16 protein-coding genes are annotated in these 19,843 nt (G+C 64.2%); 8 read left to right on the plus strand and 8 right to left on the minus strand.

Features of this window, described 5'->3' with window-relative positions; all coding sequences use genetic code 11:
- Positions 1-86: 86 nt before the first annotated feature.
- The 3 genes from AC4D2W_RS07740 to AC4D2W_RS07750 are packed head-to-tail and all read left to right on the plus strand — an operon-like array spanning position 87 to position 2,694.
- On the plus strand, positions 87-506 hold the full coding sequence (locus tag AC4D2W_RS07740; RefSeq protein WP_490926344.1) for a hypothetical protein: 420 nt from the start codon (positions 87-89) through the stop codon (positions 504-506).
- Positions 503-1,507, plus strand: a complete 1,005-nt coding sequence (locus AC4D2W_RS07745) for a hypothetical protein (RefSeq protein WP_490926345.1) — start codon at positions 503-505, stop codon at positions 1,505-1,507. The genes AC4D2W_RS07740 and AC4D2W_RS07745 overlap by 4 nt, the downstream gene beginning before the upstream one ends.
- The gene (locus AC4D2W_RS07750; protein ID WP_490926346.1) at positions 1,507-2,694 is read left to right on the plus strand and encodes an alpha/beta hydrolase family protein; all 1,188 of its coding nucleotides are present in this window, start codon (positions 1,507-1,509) and stop codon (positions 2,692-2,694) included. The genes AC4D2W_RS07745 and AC4D2W_RS07750 overlap by 1 nt, the downstream gene beginning before the upstream one ends.
- On the opposite strand, the gene fmdA is transcribed toward AC4D2W_RS07750, so the two are convergent.
- The 3 genes from fmdA to AC4D2W_RS07765 form a co-directional block, all read right to left on the minus strand.
- On the minus strand, positions 2,632-3,888 hold the full coding sequence (fmdA, locus tag AC4D2W_RS07755) for a formamidase (RefSeq protein ID WP_490926347.1): 1,257 nt from the start codon (positions 3,886-3,888) through the stop codon (positions 2,632-2,634). The genes AC4D2W_RS07750 and fmdA overlap by 63 nt on opposite strands.
- A 35-nt stretch (positions 3,889-3,923) precedes the next feature.
- Entirely contained in the window at positions 3,924-4,211 is a 288-nt protein-coding gene (locus AC4D2W_RS07760; RefSeq protein WP_490926348.1) for an FmdB family zinc ribbon protein, read from the minus strand.
- 158 nt (positions 4,212-4,369) lie between these two features.
- Entirely contained in the window at positions 4,370-5,776 is a 1,407-nt protein-coding gene (locus AC4D2W_RS07765) for an amino acid permease (RefSeq protein WP_490926349.1), read from the minus strand.
- Positions 5,777-6,091: 315 nt separating this feature from the next.
- Here AC4D2W_RS07765 and hisC point away from each other — a divergent pair, with 315 nt between their 5' ends.
- The 5 genes from hisC to menD all read left to right on the plus strand — a co-directional run bounded on the left by hisC (position 6,092) and on the right by menD (position 14,910).
- Positions 6,092-7,177, plus strand: coding sequence for a histidinol-phosphate transaminase (gene hisC / locus AC4D2W_RS07770; RefSeq protein ID WP_490926350.1), 1,086 nt, complete (start codon positions 6,092-6,094; stop codon positions 7,175-7,177).
- A 17-nt stretch (positions 7,178-7,194) separates the two neighbouring features.
- Positions 7,195-8,838, plus strand: a complete 1,644-nt coding sequence (locus AC4D2W_RS07775) for a thiamine pyrophosphate-binding protein (protein WP_490926351.1) — start codon at positions 7,195-7,197, stop codon at positions 8,836-8,838.
- Positions 8,839-9,056: 218 nt separating this feature from the next.
- Positions 9,057-10,868: a BCCT family transporter gene (locus tag AC4D2W_RS07780; RefSeq protein ID WP_490926352.1), complete on the plus strand. Its 1,812-nt coding sequence runs from the start codon at positions 9,057-9,059 to the stop codon at positions 10,866-10,868.
- Between the two features lie 322 nt (positions 10,869-11,190).
- Entirely contained in the window at positions 11,191-12,843 is a 1,653-nt protein-coding gene (locus tag AC4D2W_RS07785; protein ID WP_490926816.1) for a thiamine pyrophosphate-dependent enzyme, read from the plus strand.
- Between the two features lie 330 nt (positions 12,844-13,173).
- The gene (gene menD / locus AC4D2W_RS07790) at positions 13,174-14,910 is read left to right on the plus strand and encodes a 2-succinyl-5-enolpyruvyl-6-hydroxy-3-cyclohexene-1-carboxylic-acid synthase (RefSeq protein ID WP_490926353.1); all 1,737 of its coding nucleotides are present in this window, start codon (positions 13,174-13,176) and stop codon (positions 14,908-14,910) included.
- Between the two features lie 78 nt (positions 14,911-14,988).
- Here menD and AC4D2W_RS07795 read toward each other — a convergent pair whose 3' ends face one another.
- The 5 genes from AC4D2W_RS07795 to AC4D2W_RS07815 form a co-directional block, all read right to left on the minus strand.
- Complete coding sequence (locus AC4D2W_RS07795; protein ID WP_490926354.1) at positions 14,989-15,762, minus strand: amino acid ABC transporter ATP-binding protein; 774 nt, start codon at positions 15,760-15,762, stop codon at positions 14,989-14,991.
- Between the two features lie 5 nt (positions 15,763-15,767).
- Positions 15,768-16,553, minus strand: coding sequence for an amino acid ABC transporter permease (locus tag AC4D2W_RS07800; protein ID WP_490926355.1), 786 nt, complete (start codon positions 16,551-16,553; stop codon positions 15,768-15,770).
- An 88-nt stretch (positions 16,554-16,641) separates the two neighbouring features.
- A complete protein-coding gene (locus AC4D2W_RS07805) occupies positions 16,642-17,430 on the minus strand; it encodes a transporter substrate-binding domain-containing protein (RefSeq protein WP_490926356.1) in 789 nt (262 codons plus the stop codon).
- Positions 17,431-17,572: 142 nt separating this feature from the next.
- On the minus strand, positions 17,573-18,361 hold the full coding sequence (locus tag AC4D2W_RS07810) for a basic amino acid ABC transporter substrate-binding protein (RefSeq protein WP_490926357.1): 789 nt from the start codon (positions 18,359-18,361) through the stop codon (positions 17,573-17,575).
- A 156-nt stretch (positions 18,362-18,517) separates the two neighbouring features.
- Positions 18,518-19,834 carry an isochorismate synthase gene (locus tag AC4D2W_RS07815; protein WP_490926358.1) on the minus strand — a complete coding sequence of 439 codons (1,317 nt, stop codon included), beginning with the start codon at positions 19,832-19,834 and terminating at the stop codon, positions 18,518-18,520.
- Positions 19,835-19,843 lie beyond the last annotated feature (9 nt).

A 19,843-nucleotide genomic window follows, 5' to 3' on the forward strand; every position in this document is an offset into this window, starting at 1 on the left:
GTAGGACCTTGAATATTCGGATTACTGAGGAACCCATGGACAAAGATGTGCGAGAAACGGCCGGAGCTGCGTTTAGCGGCCTTCAATTGCCCGCTCATGTAACTTTGGAATCCCTCATCGGTCACATCGAAGAACTTCGCGGACGCCCCATCAAGATTGTTCAGAGTGAAAACCTCTCCGGAAAGACTATTTGCGGTCTCTGGATTCCGCGTGAACATACGGATGTTGTCTACCACTCTGCGGCCCGGGGAAAGCTGCACCGCCAGCAGATGATTCTGCACGAACTCTCGCACATGATTCTCCGGCATGACGAATACCAAGAGGCAACCTGGCAGGGAGTCAGTGTTTTCCGGGAACTCTCCGGTGAGATGGTGGCCAAAGCCCTGGCACGCGGTGACTTCCGCTCCGACCTGGAAGCTGCGGCAGAACATCTAGCCGACCTGCTGGCCGCAGCAATCCGCGAATCCAACCGTGAGATCTGCCGCTATGAGATGTACTTCGAGTGAACGCCCTGATAGTCGCCCTGTTCATGTGGCTGCTTGTGGTGACGCTGGCACTTCGGGCCGGATCCCGGCCGGACAACACCATGCTGAAGGCGGCCATAGTCATCGCCGCGTCACTGACCACCAACATCGACGGGCTGTACCTGTGGGCAGCACATGAATTGCCCTGGCCCAACGGGCTGGACCTGGCGGCCAACGTCCTGCTGATTTTCGGAGTCTATTACCTGTCTCGGGCGATTGCCCGCGGGGCAAGGTCCGCTGACGCGTTAAGCAGCAGGGAAGAGTTGTGGATACGGCGTGCTGCTGTGGCCACGGTTGTCATTATGGGAGTGAGCTTCTATTTCATTGATGATCCCTATCCGTCGGCCTCTTTCATGCTGGACTACGGCCACCAGCCGGCAGCCGCCGTCTACTCCGGAATTCAGTACCTTTATATCCTGGCGGTGATGGTGGGAACGCTCATCACCTGCTGGCGGAATGTGCCGAAGATGAGGCGCAAACGCTTCCGGGCAGGATTTCGAATTATTGCCCTGGGCTGTGTCGCCGGAGTCGTCTTGTCCCTTTCAGTGCTGATTATGGACGGGGCAAACGTGAGCGGCAACGAGGAGCTCAGGCAGGCTGCCGGATCCGTGTATGACGTATCCAACCCGGCGACCGTGGTGCTGCTCTCCGCGGGCCTGGCGGTCGCCCCGATGTGCCGGATCTTCAGTGATCTCAGCATCCGGCGCAGGATCAGGGTCCTGGAGCCGCAGCTGACGCAAATTTGGCTTGGCACCGTGGCTCAGTCGCCCGCCGTCAGCTTGGTGGGAACCACTGCCCGGACCGTCACTGCCCGGAGCCGAAAAAGCACGCGGGGTACCGCTGATACGATTCACCGCCTGGTGATCGAAATCCATGACTGGATGGACCTCGCCGAGAACCGCGGCAGGCAGCTGTCGGCCGCGCATCGGAGCGTTGTGGATGAGGCCGAGGCGCTGTGCCTAAAGCAGGGGCGGCCCGTCTGATGGCGCGGCCGCATCTGGCCGTTCTGGCCGTCGTCCTTGGTGCCGTTTGCCTTCCCGCAGCGGCAGGTTCGATAATCCGGGCCAAAGCCACTGATGCAGGTCCCGGCCGGAAGCTGGTGGCGATCCGCGGACATGGGACGAGCGGTGAGCAGGAGTATCTGGACTTTGATCCCAGTGGATTCGGTGCACATCCCGGGCGGTTGAGTATGCGTGCCGCCTCCGGCGGTGAGTTGGTTGTACTCGGCCCGCCCGCTGTCGGCCGAGTGGCGCGGCGGATGGTCGAGAGGGGGAACGCCGCACGAATTGTTCGGGACGGATCGGGCCGGCTCAGCGGCCACCTGGGTGAAACTCCGGCCGATTTCGGAATTGCCGCTGAGGACACGTTGATTCAGGGGCTTCCGGCCTGGGTTATTCCGCCGCCGTCGTCGTCGGGAAGCACAGATGTGTGGGTCATTCATGTACATGGGCTGGGCAGTTCCCGCAGCCAGTGTCTGCGCGGCGTGGCGGCCTTCGCCGCCCTGGGCTACACCTCGCTGCTGCCTGCGTACCGCACGTCGCTGGACCTGTCGCCGGCGCCGGGCCGCAGCCATCTGGGCGCCAGCGAATGGAAGGACATTGAAGCCGCGCGACGCTACGCACTGGACCACGGTGCCCGCAGGATCCTGTTTGCGGGCTGGTCCCTGGGCGCGTCCATCGTGCTGCGCACCGTTGAGCAGCACCCGGCGGAAAGCACGTCGGGTGTCCTCCTGATATCACCGGCGCTGGACTGGCCCGGGATCATTGCAGCGCAGCTGCGGCGTGCAGGCTGCCCCGGATTCCTGGCACGCTGGCTGCCGCACACCGTCAACCTGGTTCGTCCGCCGGGGGAGCCAGTGCTCCGGTGGCAGGATATGCCCGGAACCCGTCTGGATAAGCCTTCGAATATTCCGACACTAATCTTCCATGGCGCTCAGGACCGCTCCGTACCTGTGGAGCTCTCCCGGGCATTCGCGTCCCGGCAAAGCCGGAGTGCGGAACTTGTGGAATTCGAAGGCGCCCATCACACACTGGAGTGGAACGCCGCTCCCGAGATGTGGAACGCGGCCGTGCAGTCCTGGTGCCGGAACCTCGGACTGGGAGGTTCCTTACCGGCTGCCGGCCCGCGGCGCGCCGATGCCGGGATCGATCTGGAACGGCCCGGAGGCTGAGGGCCGCACATCAAAATCAAAGATCGACGTCGGTATGTAGACGGTGGAGCATGAGTTCGGAATGTCCACGACACCCGAAAGCCGCCCCTCGATCGGTGCGGCGCCGAGCAGCAGATAGGCCTGCTCCGGGCTGTAGCCGAACTTGGTCAGGTAATCGATCGCGTGCAGGCACGCCCGCTGGTAGGACAGGTGCGAGTCGAGGTAGCGCTGCTCGCCGTCGAGCGTCACCGAGGTGCCGGAGAACGCAATCCATTCGCTGAACTGGGGCTCCACGTTTCCCGGCATGAAGATCGCGTTCTCCTGAACTCCGTACGTGTCCATCCCGTCTTTAATGATGTCCACGCGCAGATCGATGAAGCCGCCCATCTCAATGGCGCCGCAGAAGGTGATCTCGCCGTCCCCCTGGGAAAAGTGGAGGTCACCGACGGAGAGGTTGGCGCCGTCCACAAACACCGGATAGAAGATCCTGCTGCCCTTGGAGAGGTTCTTGATGTCCTGGTTGCCGCCGTTTTCCCGCGGCGGAGCGGTGCGCGCGGCCTCGGCTCCGACGCGACCCCACTGGTCGCGCGGCAGGGCGCCAAGCACCGCATGCTCGGCCTCCGGCGGCAGCGCCAGCGGCGGCACCCGGTGCGGGTCCGTGGCGATCAGGTCCCCTTCGCGCTTGTTCCACTTTGCCAGCAGAGCGGCCGACGGCGCGGTCCCCATCAGCCCGGGATGGATCAGTCCGGTGAAGGAGACAGCGGGTACATGCCGGGACGTCGCCGTCTGGCCGTTGAAATCCCAGATGGCTTTGTAAGCGTCGGGGAACTGCTCGGTCAGGAAACCGCCGCCGTTTTCACGCGCGAAGATCCCGGTGTAGCCCCAGCCCTGGCCGGCCAGCGGGCCGCTGTCTTCCTGCGGAATGGGTCCAACATCGAGGATGTCCACCACCAGCAGGTCGCCGGGCTTGGCGCCCTCCACGGCAAACGGGCCGCTGAGCTTGTGGACCGTGAGCAGGGGCGCGTTGAGGATGTCCTCGGCTGAATCGTCGTTGACGATGGCCCCGTCGAACCACTCGCGGCAGTCCACGCGGAAGGATTCCCCGGGTTTCAGCACGGCCACCGGCGGAATCTCGGGGTGCCAGCGGTTGTGTCCCAACTTTTCCTGGTCCTCGAACTTCTTCGACGAATCAAGGGGAAAGACGGTCTTGGGCATGGCTACTCCTCATACGAGTGGAAGGGCGGCGCGGATCAGTCGGGACGGGGCAGCTTTCGATGGAGCGGATTGGTGGTGATGCCGCGGGCTTTGCCGGCGCTGCCTGCTGGTGAGCGGACGACGGCGGGCTCGGCCGCGGAGCGTTCCGTAGCCTCGATGAGCCGGTAGGCACCGGAGGAACTGCTGGAAAGATGCGCGGCGGTGTACCGCCGGCGGGAAGGCGCTCCGCAGGCAGGGCAGGAAACGGAACCGACGGCGTCGCCCATCGCCAACAGGACGTCAAAATCGACGCAGTTTGGGCAGCGGTAGGAGTAGAGCGGCATGGGTTCCCTCTCTGACAGCCGTAGGAAGGGCCGGACGCGGAGGGACTGGGGCGCCGCTCCGGCTTGGCCGCAAGCCTAGGGAGGGCACGGCCCTGAGTCAACGCTTGGGCTGGCGGCTGCCGGGCCCGCGCAGGGAGGGCGGGCCCGGCAGGCAGTGCCTAGTTCCTGACGGTTTGCATCTTCCGGGCACGGGAGGTGTGCGCCAGTTTGCAGACGACGGCGATACACCCGGTGAGGGCTACGGTGGACAGCAGCTGCGTCCTGGCCGCTGAGTCGAAGCAAGCCAGCACCAGAATGGCTGCCAAAAGCACGATTCCGGCGACGGTCAGATAGGGGAAAGCACTCATCCTCAGCTTGAGCTCCTGGCCGGAACGGTCGGCCCGGCGGCGGAGCACAAACTGGGACAGAAGAACCGAGGCCCACACCAAAAGGATCGTGGATCCGACCAGGTTCAGCAGGGTGGGAAGGACCCGGTCCGGGAAGAAGAGTTCCAGCACCGTGGACACCACACCAACCGCCACCGACGCGAGGACGGCCAGGACGGGAGCCTTTGCCTTATTGAGCCGCAGCAGCGCCTTGGGCGCGTCGCCGCGCTCGGCCAGCGAGTAACTCATCCGGGACGCCCCGTAGAGATTGGCGTTCAGCGCGGACAGCAGGGCGACGGCGGCGACCAGGACGATTGCGGTCTCCGCTCCCGGGATCCGGGCGATGGCCAGGACGGCGGCGAAGGGAGAGTCGAGCGCTTCGGAATCCCAGGGGACCACGGTGACGATGACAGCAAGCGAGCCGATGTAGAACACCAGGATCCGCCACACAACGGTCTTGATGGCTTTGCCCACGCTGCGGACGGGGTCAGCGGTTTCGGCTGCGGCAACGCTTACGATCTCCGTGCCGCCGAAGGCAAAGACCACCACAAGGAGGGCCGACGCGATCCCCGGCAGCCCGGCCGGCGCAAATCCGCCGTTCCCCACAAGATTGCCGAGCCCGGGGGAAGAGGAGTTGGGCAGCCAACCGAAGATCAGGGCGGCTCCAATCAACAGGAACGTAATAATGGCAGCGACCTTGAGGATCGCAAACCAGAACTCGAATTCACCGTAGTTCTTCACTCCCGCCACATTGATGAGGGAGAAGACGGCGATGAAAGCCAGTGCCATCAGCCAGACCGGCAGGCTGGGGAAGACCGAGGCGAGCAGGCCGGCAGCGCCGATTGCTTCAGCCGCAATCACTACAACAAGCTGGAACCACCACAGCCAGCCAACGGCCGAACCTGCCGTCTTTCCAAAGGCCTTTTCCGTATAGACGGAGAATGCACCCGAGCTGGGGTTCGCTGCTGCCAGCTCGCCCAGGGCCTGCATCACAATAATGACGAGTGCTCCGGCCACAAGATAGGAAATCAGCACGGCGGGCCCGGCTGCCTGGACGCCCACCCCGGATCCCAGGAACAGTCCGGCACCAATGGCGCTGCCAAGACCCATCATGGTCAGCTGGCGGGAACTCATGGATCGTCCCAGTCCGGACCGCGGCTCGCGGAGTGCGGTGCCGGGTTTCGTATCAGCGGTGGTCATGCAGATGCCTCACAAGCGTCAGGAAGCGAAGAAGCTCCGCTTCGAATGATGGAAATGACAGCCACACGCCCTTTGCCGGGGAATGTACAACGCTGGCAGTCCCGGGGTGACGCTAATCACTAATGGGGCCATGAGCAACTTTGCCGGGACAAGCTAGACAATTTGTACATAAAAGCAGAGGTAAAGGGTTCCTTCGACTGGCAGATTGTTCGGTGCTACCTAGGCAGCTTGTTTATGGAACAGCCCTTCCCTACCCTCATCGGGAAGCGCGCTGGCGCTGCGTCTACCCTTCAGCTCCGGTCCATGAGGAGAACCATGAACATCCCGCACCGTGCCGGGCTCGAGAACTTTCCGTCCTACCGTCAGGGGAAGACCCCCGCGGATGTAGGCGGTTTGAAGGCTTTCAAGCTCTCCTCAAATGAAAATCCCTATCCGCCGCTTCCCTCCGTTGTGCAGGCCGTGACCCGGGCCGTATCCGGCATCAACCTCTACCCGGAGATCGCTGCGGAAGAACTCACCGGCGCCCTTGCGGCTCGGTGGGCGGTGGAGCCGGAGAACATAGCCCTTGGCACCGGATCCGTTGAAGTCGCCAGCCAGATCATCCACGCGGCAACCAATCCGGGCGACCAGGTGATGTTCGCCTGGCGGTCCTTTGAGGCCTATCCGCTTTTGGTTACGGCAGCCGGAGCCATCCCGCAGCCCATACCGCTGGGTCCGGACGGCGGCCATGACCTGGCCGCAATGGCTGCCGCGGTCACTCCGAAAACCAGGGTGATCTTTGTCTGCAATCCGAACAACCCCACGGGCAATGTGCTCAGCGCCGACGCCGTGGAATCCTTCCTCCAGGCTGTTCCCTCCAGCATTCTTGTGGTGCTGGATGAGGCCTATCTCCACTTCAATCGCGCGGAGGACACCGCCGTTGGAATCGATATGTTCCGCAAGTATTCCAATGTTGCCGTGCTCCACACTTTTTCCAAGGCCTACGGGCTGGCCGGGCTGCGCCTGGGGTATGCCGTCGCCGCACCGGGCCTGGTCACTGCACTGCGCAAGGTGGCCGTGCCGTTTGGTGTCACGGCGCTGGCCCAGGAAGCCGGGCTGGCATCGCTGCGGGCCGAAGATGAGCTCCAGGAGCGGATTGACACGCTTGTTTCGGAACGCGGGCGGGTGTACGCCGCCCTAATGGAAGCCGGACTGCCCGTCCTGCCCTCGGAAGCGAATTTCCTCTGGCTCCAGAGCGGGGACCACACCGGCACGCTGGCCGAACTCTTTGAGAACAATGCCCTTTCCATCCGCGCGTTTCCCGGCGAAGGCATCCGCATCACCATTGGTGATGCGGAAGCCAACAACAGGATCCTGGCGGTGGCCCGGCAGGCAACCGCGCTGCTGGCGCCCCTGCCCTAACCCGCCAAGGACCTGACATGACAGAACATCTGAACGTATCCGACGTCGTCGCTGAAGTGTGCATGCGGCACACCGAGGTGCTTTTTGGCCTGATGGGCAACGGCAACGCGTTTTTCACGGCCAACCTCACGGCCCGGGGCCTGCCGTACATCAGCGCCCGGCATGAAGCCGGAACCGTGGCCATGGCTGACGCCTATTACCGGGCGTCGGGCAAAATTGCAGCGGCCACCGTGACCTACGGCGCCGGCTTCACCAACTCCCTGACCGCACTCACCGAGGCGGCCAAGGCCCGCACCCCCCTGGTCCTGGTGATCGGCGAGGCCCCGACCTCCGGCCCCCGGCCGTGGGACATTGACCAGCTGATGGTCGCCCGCGGGCTGGGCGTCCAGACCCTCACCGTCACCGCACGCAATGCCGCGCGCCTGACCGAGGAGGCCTTCACGACGGCACGCACTGAACGGCGTCCGGTCATCCTGTCCATTCCCTACGATCTCTCCAATGCGGTTGCGGAAACCCAGGAGCCGGCTGCACCGCAGGAACCGGGTGAGCGTGCGGTGCCGGACGCCGCCGTCGTCGAACAGCTTGCCTCGCTGCTGAACCGGTCCCGCCGGCCGATGATCCTGGCCGGCAACGGCTCCGTAATCTCCGGGGCAGGGCCGGCGATCGTAGAACTGGGCGATAAAATCGGTGCGCTCTTTGCCACCTCCGTTATGGCCCGCAACAGCCTGGCCACGCCCTGGGACCTGGGCATTGCCGGAGGGTTTGCGCGGAGCGGACCGCTGCACCTCATGCGGTCGGCCGACCTCATTCTTGTTCTGGGGGCCAGCCTCAACGCCTTCCAGACGCGCTACGGGTCCCTCTTTGCGGACGATGCCGAGATTATCCAGGTTGATGAACTCAACGAGGCCACCCACGAGCGGGTCACCCGTTTTGTGCAGGCGGACGCCCGGGAACTGGCTTCGGCCCTCACTGCTGCAGTCTCCGCGGTGGACGGGGGCTGGCGGAGCCAGCACCCGGAGGTATGCACCGAGTCCTTTGCACACGACCAGCCGGCGGATGAATTTGCAGCAGACGGGCGGCTGAATCCCCGTGCCGTGGCGCAGCAGCTTGATGCCCTGCTGCCCGCCGAGCGAACCATCGTTCAGGACGGCGGGCATTTCTGCGGCTGGATTCCCATGTATTGCGAGGCGCCCGACCCGCAGGGCCTCATGATGGTGGGCACGGCTTTCCAGTCCATCGGTTTGGGAATCCCCGCTGCCGTAGGGGCGGCAGCGGCCCGCCCGGACCGCACCACGGTGCTGATCGCCGGCGACGGCGGCGCCCTGATGGCGCTGGCGGACCTTGAGTCAGCCGTCCGGGCCATTCCGAGCGGAGTGATGGTGATCTTCAATGATGCGGCGTACGGTGCGGAAATCCATCAGTACGCGGCGCGGGGCCTCGACGATACGGCAATGCAAATTCCGGAGGTGGACTTTAGCGCCCTGGGCCGGTCCCTGGGTGCCCAGGGCGTGAAAATGCATTCCCTTGCGGACCTTCAGGTGCTCAAGGAATGGCTCGCTGCCGGGGCCGAGGGGCTCTTTGTGCTTGATGTTGCCGTCACCCAAAGCGAGATCGCGGATTATATGCGTGAAAGTATGGCACCCATCCTTGCAGGAAAGTAATTAGTATTACCGTGAATTGAATGCTATGGCGGGGATTGTTCTATTGCTAAATGACGCGATGTAATTCACCGGAATTGTTATGAATTGCAATGCATGCGCTATTGTCGTACGTTATGAATTCTGACCCAACACGGCCAAGCCAGTTGTCCGGCGGCACTGACAGGTCATCCGGTTCCGGTGCTGCGGAACGCAGGCCCGCCGGACGGCCCGTAGACCGAATGAAAAAAGCGCTGCGCCACGCCGCCTCTGAATCCTCCTTCGGCATTCACCCCGGGTTGGTCCCCGGCATCAGTGTCGAGGACACCGGAGCCAGCTTTCCGACCCGGCGCAGCGTTTTCGTCATCGCGCTGGCCGTAACGGCGGCGGTCCTTGCCTGGGCCATCCTGGCCCCGGACAACCTCAACCTGGTGGGCACCTCAATGCAGGGCTGGGTGGTCACCCACTTCGGCTGGCTGTTCAACGCCACAGTGGTTGCAATCGTGCTGTTCATGCTGGTGGTCGGCTACAGCCCCACCGGCAACATTCGCCTCGGCGCGGACGACAGCACCCCGGAGTACTCCACGGCTTCGTGGATCTCCATGCTGTTCGCCGCCGGCCTGGGCATCGGACTCATTTTCTACGGGCCGATGGAACCGCTGAGCCACTTCCTGTCCCCGCCGCCGTCCACAGACGCCGAGGCGGGCACCTCGGAGGCCGTCCTTCCGGCCATGACGGATTCCTTCCTGCACCAGGCCACCCTTGCCTGGTGCATTTACGCCCTGGTGGGCGGCGCCCTGGCCTACGCCGCGTTCCGCCGCGGGCGGCTGCCGCTGATCTCTTCGCTCTTTGAACCGGTCTTCCCGAACGGCAACAACCGGGTCCTGGGCAAGGCCATCGACATCATGGCCGTCCTGGTCACCCTCTTCGGCACGGCAACCTCGCTGGGCATCGGGGCGCTCCAGATCCGGACCGGAACCTCGATCATCACGGGCCAGGAACTGGGCAACGGCTTCGTCGTCGTAGCCATCTGCCTCCTCACCGCTGTTTTCACCATCTCCGCCGTGGCCGGCATCAAAAAGGGCATCCGGCTGATGTCAAACACCAACATGGCCCTGGTGATTCTGCTTGCTGTTTTTGTCCTCGTGGCCGGACCAACGTTCTTCCTGCTGGACCTGCTGCCGTCCTCACTCATCTCGTTTGCCGGAAACATGACGGACATGCTGTCGGTCTCCGCAAGCCAGGGCGAAGTGGAAGAGGAATACCTGACGGCCTGGACCACCTTGTACTGGGCCTGGTGGATTTCCTGGTCGCCGTTCGTGGGCATGTTCATTGCCAAGATTTCCAAGGGCCGTACCCTGCGGCAGTTCGTCACCGTGGTGATCTTTGTTCCCTCGGCCATCTCTGTTGTCTGGTTCACGGTCTTCGGCGGCACCGCCATCTGGATGAACATGAACGGCGAGGACATGGAAGTTGAAGGATCAGGGGAGAACGTCATGTTCGACCTGCTGGGCAACCTCCCCTTCAGCTCGGTGACCAGCGTCATCGGCCTGCTGGCCATCCTCGTTTTCTTTGTCACCGCGGCCGATTCCGCCGGCAACGTCATGGGGTCAATGTCCCAGTCCGGCCGGGCCGTGCCGTCAAAGCCGGTCACCATTGTCTGGTGTGCAGCCCTGGGCCTGATCGCCATGTTCCTGCTGCTGGCCGGCGGACGCAATGCCCTGTCCGGGCTTCAATCCATCATGGTCACGTTCGCCCTGCCGTTTGTGGTCATCCTGATTGGCGTCATGATCTCCTGGGGCAAAGACCTTCGGAATGATCCGCTCATGATCCGCCGCCGTTACGCGCTGGAGGCCATCAAGGGCGGCGTGCGCCGCGGCATCGACGAACACGGCGACGACTTTGTGTTCGGCGCCGCCCACGTGCCGGAGGAAGAGGGTGCCGGTGCCGGTTTTGAGAGCGACGACCCGGCGCTGACCGAGTGGTACACGGACGGCATGCAGCATCCGGAGAAGGAACAGCCGGATAAGGCGAAGGCTGGCGTCACCGACTAGCGGCAGAGTCGGCGGGAAGCAGAAGCGGGAACCGCAGAGTTCCCGCTTCTGCTCGTTAAGCAGCCGTGCGGCGCCGGATAATTCGGGCGCCCTGACGCGCAGCCTGTGATCCCGGCCATCGGCACACTTCCCCGCGCTGCCGGCGCGGCAGTTACGATGATCCCACCCTGGCCCCCGCCGCATGTGCTGCGACAAGGGGCAACACCAGCCGTCGAGAACATGGCGGCATAGACCGATGTATCCGAGCAACGAAAGCGACTAGATGACAATGACGTCAGTGCTGCCTCAGGCATCCTCCCTTTCCCGCGTGCCTGATCCCTCGATGGCTGCAACCGCCTCCCGGGCCACCAAGTCGGCCGGCCATGTGATTGTCGATTCGCTGGCTGCCCACGGGGTGGAACGGACCTATGTGGTTCCCGGCGAGAGCTTCTTGGATGTGCTGGACGGTCTGGCCGACTCGCCGATTGAAACCATCGTGTGCCGGCACGAGGGCGGGGCCGCTTACATGGCCGAGGCCGCCGGCAAGATGCAGCAGTTGCCGGGCATCGCCATGGTCACCCGCGGGCCGGGTGCCGCCAACGCGCACGTTGGCCTGCACACGGCCTGGCAGGACTCCACGCCCATGGTGCTTTTCGTGGGCCTGATTCCGTTTGAGCACCGGGACCGTGAAGCGTTTCAGGAATTCGACATCAAGGCCTGGTTCGGCACCGGAGCCAAGCGCGTGATGGTGCTGGACCACGCCGAGCGGGCGTCCGAAATTGTGGCCGAAGCGATCTTCGCCGCCATGAGCGGCCGTCCGGGCCCCGTCGTCGTCGGGCTTCCGGAGGACATCATCCGGCAGGAGATCAGCGCAGTGCTGCATCCGCCGATTCCCGTTGCCCCGGGCGGCATGACCGTGACGGACTGGAAAGCCCTGAAAGCCGCCCTGAGGGAAGCCGACAAACCGCTGTTTGTCACCGGTGGCAACGACTGGACGCAGGAAGGAGCGGACGCCCTCACCCGGTGGCTGGAGGAACACCACCTCCCGGCCGCCGCCGAGTGGCGGTGCGAAGGCACGGTGCCGTTCGACTCACCCTCATACGTGGGCCCGATCGGGTACGGCCGGCCGAAGCCGACCTATGACCTGTTGGAAGAGACCGATCTGCTGGTCTTCGTCGGCACCGTGCCCGGCGATGTGATCACTGACGGTTTCCTGGTGCGCCAGGACTGGACCAACAAGAACTTCCTCGTCACGATTGACCCCTCCATGCGGGGCCGGTCCGGACCTGTTTCCTACCAAATCGTCGCCAAGCCGGACGTCTTTGTCCGTGACCTGGTGCTGATGGATTTGCCGGTCAGGGATGAGTGGAAGGCCTGGACCTCCCGCATGCGCCGCGAACAGGAGACCTTCTCCGCCCTGCCGCCGGCCGCTCCCGGGACGGGTCAGGCCCGGATGGACACCCTGATGGCCCATCTGGTGCCGACGCTGCCGAACGACGCCATGATCACCCTGGGCGCAGGTGAGCACACCAACTGGGCCCACCGCTATTTCCCCACCAGGAGTTACGCCTCCATGGTCAGCGCCCGCAACGGTTCCATGGGCTACTCCGTTCCCTCGGCCGTCGCAGCGTCGCTGACGTATCCTGGCCGGCGCGTCGTGACCATCGCCGGCGACGGCGAATTCCTGATGAACGGCCAGGAACTGGCCACTGCCGCCCAATACGGGGCAACCCCGCTGGTGATCGTGATGGACAACCGGGAATATGGCACCATCCGCACCCACCAGGAACGCCATTATCCGAACCGGATCTCGGGCACTCAGCTGAAAAACCCCGAGTTCGCACTCATGGCCCAGGCCTTTGGCGGGTTCGGCATCAAGGTGGAACACGACGCCGATGTTCCCGCCGCTGTGGAGGCTGCGCTTCGAGCCATTGATGAGGACAAGACCTTTGCGCTCATCCACCTGGTTGTCGAGCAGCGGGTTCGGGCGTACTGAGGCAGGCGTGCAGCCGGTACCCACGTCCCGTCGGGCCCAAAGACGCGCCCCGGCGGGACGTGGCCAATACCCCCTGGAGCTAGGCTGGCCTTGTCGCCGTCGATAGCTGCTCTGAGAGGACGCCATGAACCAGACAAAGAGCCGTGCATTTCTCGCTGTCTTTAGTGCAATGGTGGCAGCGGGTGCAGGACTTGTCCTGACGCTGCCCGCACTTTTTGGTTCGCATGATCCGTACCAGGCGTGGGTGGCCGCATTATTAGGTGCAATAACCCTGGCTGCTGCGGTCACGGTGTTCGTGTGGGCACGGGTCCCAAACCCTAGGATGGAAGAGTGACCGGATCCTCGAAGTCCCCCAGCCTGACCCCATCCGCCCGCAGCACTGAACCGAAGGCGGCAACCAACCTCAGCTCGCTGCAGGCCGCCCGCTCGGCGGTATCCGCGCTGACGGCCGCCGGAGTGACCGACGTCGTCGTCGCCCCCGGCTCCCGCAGCGCGCCGCTGGCCTACGCACTGGCGGAAGCCGAAGTGCAGGGCCGGGTCCGGGTCCATGTGCGGATCGATGAACGCGTCGCCGGTTTCACCGCCCTCGGCCTGGCCCGGGGCGGGCACCGCCCCGCCGCCGTCGTCACCACTTCCGGAACGGCGGTGGGAGAACTGGTTCCGGCCGTGATGGAGGCTCACCACTCCGGTGTTCCCCTGGTGGTGCTTTCCGCCGACCGGCCCGCTGAACTGCACGGCACCGGTGCCAACCAGACCACCGTCCAGCCCGGTATTTTCGCGCAGTTCCCCGCTGCGGCCGCTGACATCCGGGCGGGGGAGGACCCTGCCGGCGCCATTGCCGCTGCCTTTGCCCGGGCGGGTGCGGAAACTCCCGCCGGGCCGCTCCACATCAACCTGCAGTTCCGCGACCCGCTGATTCCGCAGGCAGGGGATGAGGGGGAGCTGCCCGCAGCGGAGAACGACGGCGGTGCCGCCGCTGCGCCGCCCTCCGAGCCCGCCGCCACCGGTCGGGAAGCATCGGTGCTGAACCGCTCCGATGCGCACCGAACCGTGGTGGTGGCCGGCGACGGCGCGGGAGAGATTGCGGCACTGTTTGCCCGGCGGGCGGGTCTGCCGCTGCTGGCAGAGCCCTCTTCCAATGCCCGCTTCGGCCCGAACGCGATCGGCGCGTACCGGCTGCTGCTGGAAGAGCTCGGCCCGGAGGTTGAACGGGTGGTCGTCTTCGGCCGGCCCACCCTCTCCCGTCCGGTGGCCGCACTGCTGGCCCGCCGCGACGTCGGAAAAGCCCTGTACGTTCCGCGCCCGGTCAACTGGTTCACGCCCGGCCGCCGGCCTGAAACCGTCATCACGGACCTGGTCGGGCTCTTTGATTTCGCCGGCGCCGGGGCACCGGGGTGGCTGCGGCGCTGGCAGGACGCATCGGCGGCTGCCATGGCCGCTGTGTCCGCCTTGCTCGAGGCGGAACACGAACTCACCGGCCTGCACGTGGCGGATCTGGTCTGGGACCATGCGGACGGGAACCTCGTGCTCGGATCCTCCAACACCATCCGGGACATGGACCTGGTGGCAGCTCCGGACTGGCATCCGCTGGACGTCTACGCCAACCGCGGGCTGGCCGGGATTGACGGCACTATCTCCACCGCCACCGGCATTGCCCTGGCCAACGGCATTCCCACCCGGCTGCTGCTGGGGGACCTGACCTTCCTGCACGACGCCGGCGCCCTGCTGCTGGGTACCGGCGAACCGGAACCGGACCTGCAGATTGTGGTGCTCAACGACTCCGGCGGCGGTATTTTCTCCCTGCTGGAGCACGGGGAACTGGGGGAGCGCGAAGAATACGGAGCCGCCGTCGAGCGCTTCTTCGGCACCCCGCACACCGCCAACCTGGCCGCATTGGCGGCCGGCTACGGCGTTCCGCACCGGTTGGTGCACAGCGTCGATGAGCTCGACGCCGCCTTGGATGCCCCGGTGTCCGGTCGGTCCATCATCGAGGTTCCGGTGCAGCGCAGCGCGCTGCGGGACCTGCATGCACGGGTCAAAGACGCAGTGAACGCCGTGCTGGCCTGACCCGGCCGGCCTCGAAAGACAAACAGCAGCCCTCCCGCACAAGTGCGGAAGGGCTGCTGTTTGTTACGGAAGAAAGCGCTAGAGCACCTTGGAGAGGAACTCGCGGGTGCGCGGGTGCTGCGGGTTATCCAGGACTTCGCCGGGGGTTCCCTGCTCCACGACAACACCGCCGTCCATGAAGACCACGCGGTCGCCCACCTCGCGGGCAAAGCCGATCTCGTGGGTCACCACCATCATCGTCATTCCTTCTTCGGCCAGCTGGCGCATGACGGCGAGGACGTCGCCCACCAACTCCGGGTCCAAGGCGGACGTCGGTTCGTCAAAAAGCATCATGTCCGGATCCATGGACAGCGCCCGGGCAATGGCCACGCGCTGCTGCTGTCCGCCGGAGAGCTGGGCGGGGAAGGCATCGCCGCGGTCCGCCAGGCCCACCTTGGCCAGATTCCTGCGGGCGACTTCCTCCGCCTCGGCCTTGTCGCGCTTCTTGGCCCGGCGCTGGGCCAGGGTGAGGTTCTTCAGCACATTCAGGTGCGGAAAGAGGTTGAACTGCTGGAACACAATGCCGATCCGGGTGCGGACCTTGTCCAGGTCGGTCTCGGGGTCGGTGATGTCCACGCCTTCCACCAGGATGGTGCCGCTGGTGGGCTCCTCAAGGCGGTTGACGCAGCGCAGCAAAGTGGACTTGCCGGAACCGGACGGGCCGATTACACAGACCACTTCACCCTGGTCCACATGGAAGTCGATGCCCTTGAGCACCTCGTTGGAACCGAAAGTCTTGTGCAGATCCCGCACCTGGATGGCGGGCACCGCGTTGCTGGCGGCGGCGGGGGAGCTGGTTGCTTCAGTGCTCATGACCTTCACCGGCCTCTCTGGTTGTGTCGTTCAAGCCGTGCCACGAGCTGTGTCAGCGGCAGCGTAATGATCAGGTACATCAGGGCGGCCAGCACCAGCGGAGTGGCATTGGCGTTCTGCGAGACTGCGTCGCGGGCAAAGGTGGTGAGTTCCCGGTCGCCCAGCGCCATGCCGGCGATGAACAGCAGCGAAGTGTCCTTGATCAGGATGACCAGTTCGTTGGTCAGCGGCGGGGTGATGATGCGGAAGGCCTGCGGCAGGGTCACCGACACCATGGTCCAGGCCGGACCCATGCCCAGGGAACGGGCGGCTTCGATCTGGCCTGCGGGAACAGCCTGGATGCCGGCACGGATGGTTTCGGCGATATAGGCTGCCGAGACCACGATGAGGGCGATCAGGCCGGCACCGGCGTTGCCGCCCGGCGGACGCCAGGAGAACGCAATCGGCACCGCAAAGGCAAACGCAAAAATCACCAGCAGGGCCGGAAGGCCGCGGAAGATTTCAATATAGGCAGTGGCGGCCCAGCGGTAGGGCGCCACGGGAGAGAGCTTCATCAGGGCCAGGATGAGGCCCAGTGCCAATCCGCCGGCAAAGGCTATGGCGGTGTAGATAATCGTGTTCTTCGCAGCCACGGTGATGATCGTCGGGAAGGCCTTCTTGGCCACCTCGGGATCAAAGAAGTTCACTCCGATGGCTTTCCAGTCCGCGAGCAGGACGATGGCAGCGATGACCAGGATGAAGACGGCATACAGGACTCCCCGGAAGAGGAGTCTGCGGGTGGACGGTTTCAAGATGGAGCCTTCCGGGGAAGATGTATGAGGCGCCGTCCCGGATGGTTTCTTATCCGGGACGGCGGAACGTTCAGTGCTGTGTCAGTGCTTAGTCAGCGAAATACGAGTCGTAGATTTCGGTGTACTTCCCGTTGTCTCGCAACTCGGTCAGCTGGGTGTTGATCTTTTCGACCAGTTCGGTGTTGCCCTTCTTGGCTGCAAAGCCGTAGGACTCGTCGGTCGGGTACTCCTCGACAATATCGAAGGCACCGTCCTTGGTGTGGTTCGCATTGACAGCGATGTCCTGCAGAATCACGTCAATGCTGCCGGCCTTGATGGCCTGGAACATCTCGCCGTCGCCGGGGTATTCGATGATCTCGGCGTCCTTGGTGTTTTCCTTGGCATAATCCGCGCCGGTGGTGGACTGCTGTACGCCTACCGTCTTGCCGGCCAGGTCATCAATTCCCTTGATATCGGAGCCAGCCGGAACCAGAAGAGTCTGCACCGAATCAAAATAGGAGTCGGTGAATTCGATGTTCTGGGCACGCTCCTCCGTGATGGTGATGGCGCTGGCGCTGATGTCACACATTCCTGCGTTCACCGCCGTGCCGCTCTGGATGGCTTCAAATCCCTGCTGCTGGATTTCCACATCCAGATCCATGCCGGCGCCGATCGCCTTCATCAAATCGATGTCGAAGCCGGTGTATTCGCCGTTTTCTTCATATTCGAAAGGCTCAAAAGGAATCTCGGAGCACACCGTCAGGGTGCCTTCGGATACCAGGCCAAGCCCGGAATCACCCGCGCCCTCGGCCGTTGAATCGTCACCGCCGCAGGCGGTCAGTGCCAGGGCGCTCAGGGCTACAGCGGTGAGCGCGGTTCTGCGTGCTTTGTTCAGCATGGATCTACAACCTTTTCGTGGACGGAGCCAGTGGCGATTGCTCCTTCATAAACAGATGAAAGCAATCTAGATTCTACGCACGTCATATTTCATTGAGATGAATATTGCCGCGCGCCGGGCCCCGTCCTGCCGAGGCAGGTATTTATTCGGTGAAGTACTCGTCGTAGATTTCCTGGTACTTTCCGTTGCTGCGCATCTCGGCCAGCTGGGCGTTGATTTCCTTGATCAATTCCTCGCTGCCGTCCTTTTTGGCGGCCAGTCCGTAGGACTCTCCGGTGGGGTAGGTTCCCGCGATGCTGAACTTTCCGCCGTCGGTGTGGTCGAGGTTGACGGGCAGGTCCTGGAGGACGCCGTCAATGGTGCCGGCCTGCAGCGCCTGGAACAGCTCGCCGTCGGTCTGGAATGCGAGGACCTCGGCGCTGTCCGGGGCGTTGTCGCGGGCGTAGGTTTCTCCCGTGGTGCCCTGCTGGATGCCGATCTTCTTGCCGGACATGTCTTCCAGGGAGGCGGCCGGCGAATCGGCGGGAACGAGCAGCGACTGCAGGGAGTCGTAGTAGGGGTCCGAGAAGGCCAGGTTTGCTGCGCGGTCTTCGGTGATGGTGAGGGCGGCGGCAATGATGTCACACTGGTTGGCGGCCAGGACGGTCCCGCTCTGCAGGCCGTCGAAGCTGGCGTTCTGGACTTCCATTTCCAGGCCCATGCCGGCGGCAATCTCGCGGCTGAGATCCATGTCGAAACCGGTGTATTCGCCGTCTTCGCCAACATATTCGAAGGGCTCGAACGGGACATTGGAGCACACCGTCAGTGTGCCCTCGTTGACCAGGGGTGCCCCGGATTCTGTTTCCGCTGTGCCGCCGCCGCCGCAGGCGGTTGCGGTCAGGGCGGCGAGGGCCAGAACGGCCGACAGTGCGGTGCGAGCTTTGAACTGCATGGGAGTTAGAACCTCAGATCGGAAGGACGGGACCGGCTCCGGTGAGCCGGTGCAGCTGCCTTGATGGGCGATGCATAGTTATGCACGCTCACTCAATTATACGCACTCCGAGGCGATGTCTATACACAACCTTCGTCGCACCGTCAAGGGTGCCGCTTAAGGTCCGGGGGTCGGGCGGACGCGGTCCAGGTCCAGGGCTTCCAGCATCGGGCGGAACTTGCTCCAGGTCTCAGCCAGCTCCGCGGCCGGGTTGGAGCCAGCGACGATGCCGCAGCCTGCATAAAGCCGTACAGTATGGGGATCTTCGATCACGGCGCCGCGCAGCGCAATGCCCCATTCTCCGTTGCCCGCCGCGTCCATCCATCCCACGGGTCCCGCGTACGGTCCGCGGTCCATGTGTTCAAGCTCGCTGATCAGCTCGCCGGCCACACTCGTGGGGAAACCGCACACTGCCGCAGTGGGATGCAGCGCCTCTACCAGCGCGAGCGAAGTGGGGATCCCGCCGTCGGGCCCGGGAGCCAGCTCGGCGGTGACGTCCGAGGCCAGGTGCCACACATTGGGCAGTTCCAGGACAAAGGGTTCGCTGTGCGAGGTCATGGAGGAAGTGAAGGGCAGCAGCTGGCGGGTGAGTGAATCAATCGCGATCTGGTGTTCGTGGCGCTGCTTGTCGGAGCCGACCAGCACCCGCAGCGGATACTCGGGGTCGTCAGCGGGGGCAGTGGCGCGGTCCAATGTTCCGGCCAGCACCCGGGCGCGGGCGACGCCGTTCTCCACCTTGATCAGCATCTCCGGCGTGGAGCCAATCAACCCGTCCACGGAATAGGTCCAGCAGCTGCTGTAACGCAGGGCCAGCTCCCGCAGAACCTGCGCCGCGGACACCGGGGAGGCGAGGGAGGCCACAATGTCACGGGCCAGCACAATCTTGCTGAGGTCCCCGGCACTGATGTGCGCCACCGAGCGCGTGACGGCGTTCTTCCACTCGGCTTCGCTGAGGATGCCGGGCAGAAGGCGGTCACGGGTGTCCGGTTCACGGGCGGCAGGGAGGGCATCCAGATGCAGGGCGAGGGCTGCCTGCGCGGACGCCAGGCTCAGCTTGGCGTCGGGGTCCGCAGTGGTCTGGGTGATCCAGGCGACGCCGTCCCGGGAGCCGACCACGATCTCCGGCACGATCAGCCGGGATTCAAAGGGGGAGCGCTTGGAAAAGCCGAAGGATCCGAAGGCTGCCAGCCCGCTGCCGGGGACGGACAGCGGATCATCGATCTCGGCGTCGGAAGCAAGCTTCAGCCACCACTGCTGTGCATCGGCAAACCGCTCGGGTCCGCTGGCGGTGAAGCGGGCCGTTTCACCGAAGCCCACCAGCCCCTCACCGCTGCGTATCCAGGCAAGCTGGTCATTGAGGACCAGATACTCCAGCAGCCCGATTGTGGCGGACAATTCACCAAGGGGCACGGTCAGGGAACGCAGGGTGGTCATAATGACTCC

It is taken from the genome of Arthrobacter sp. TJ-58 (assembly GCF_058269295.1).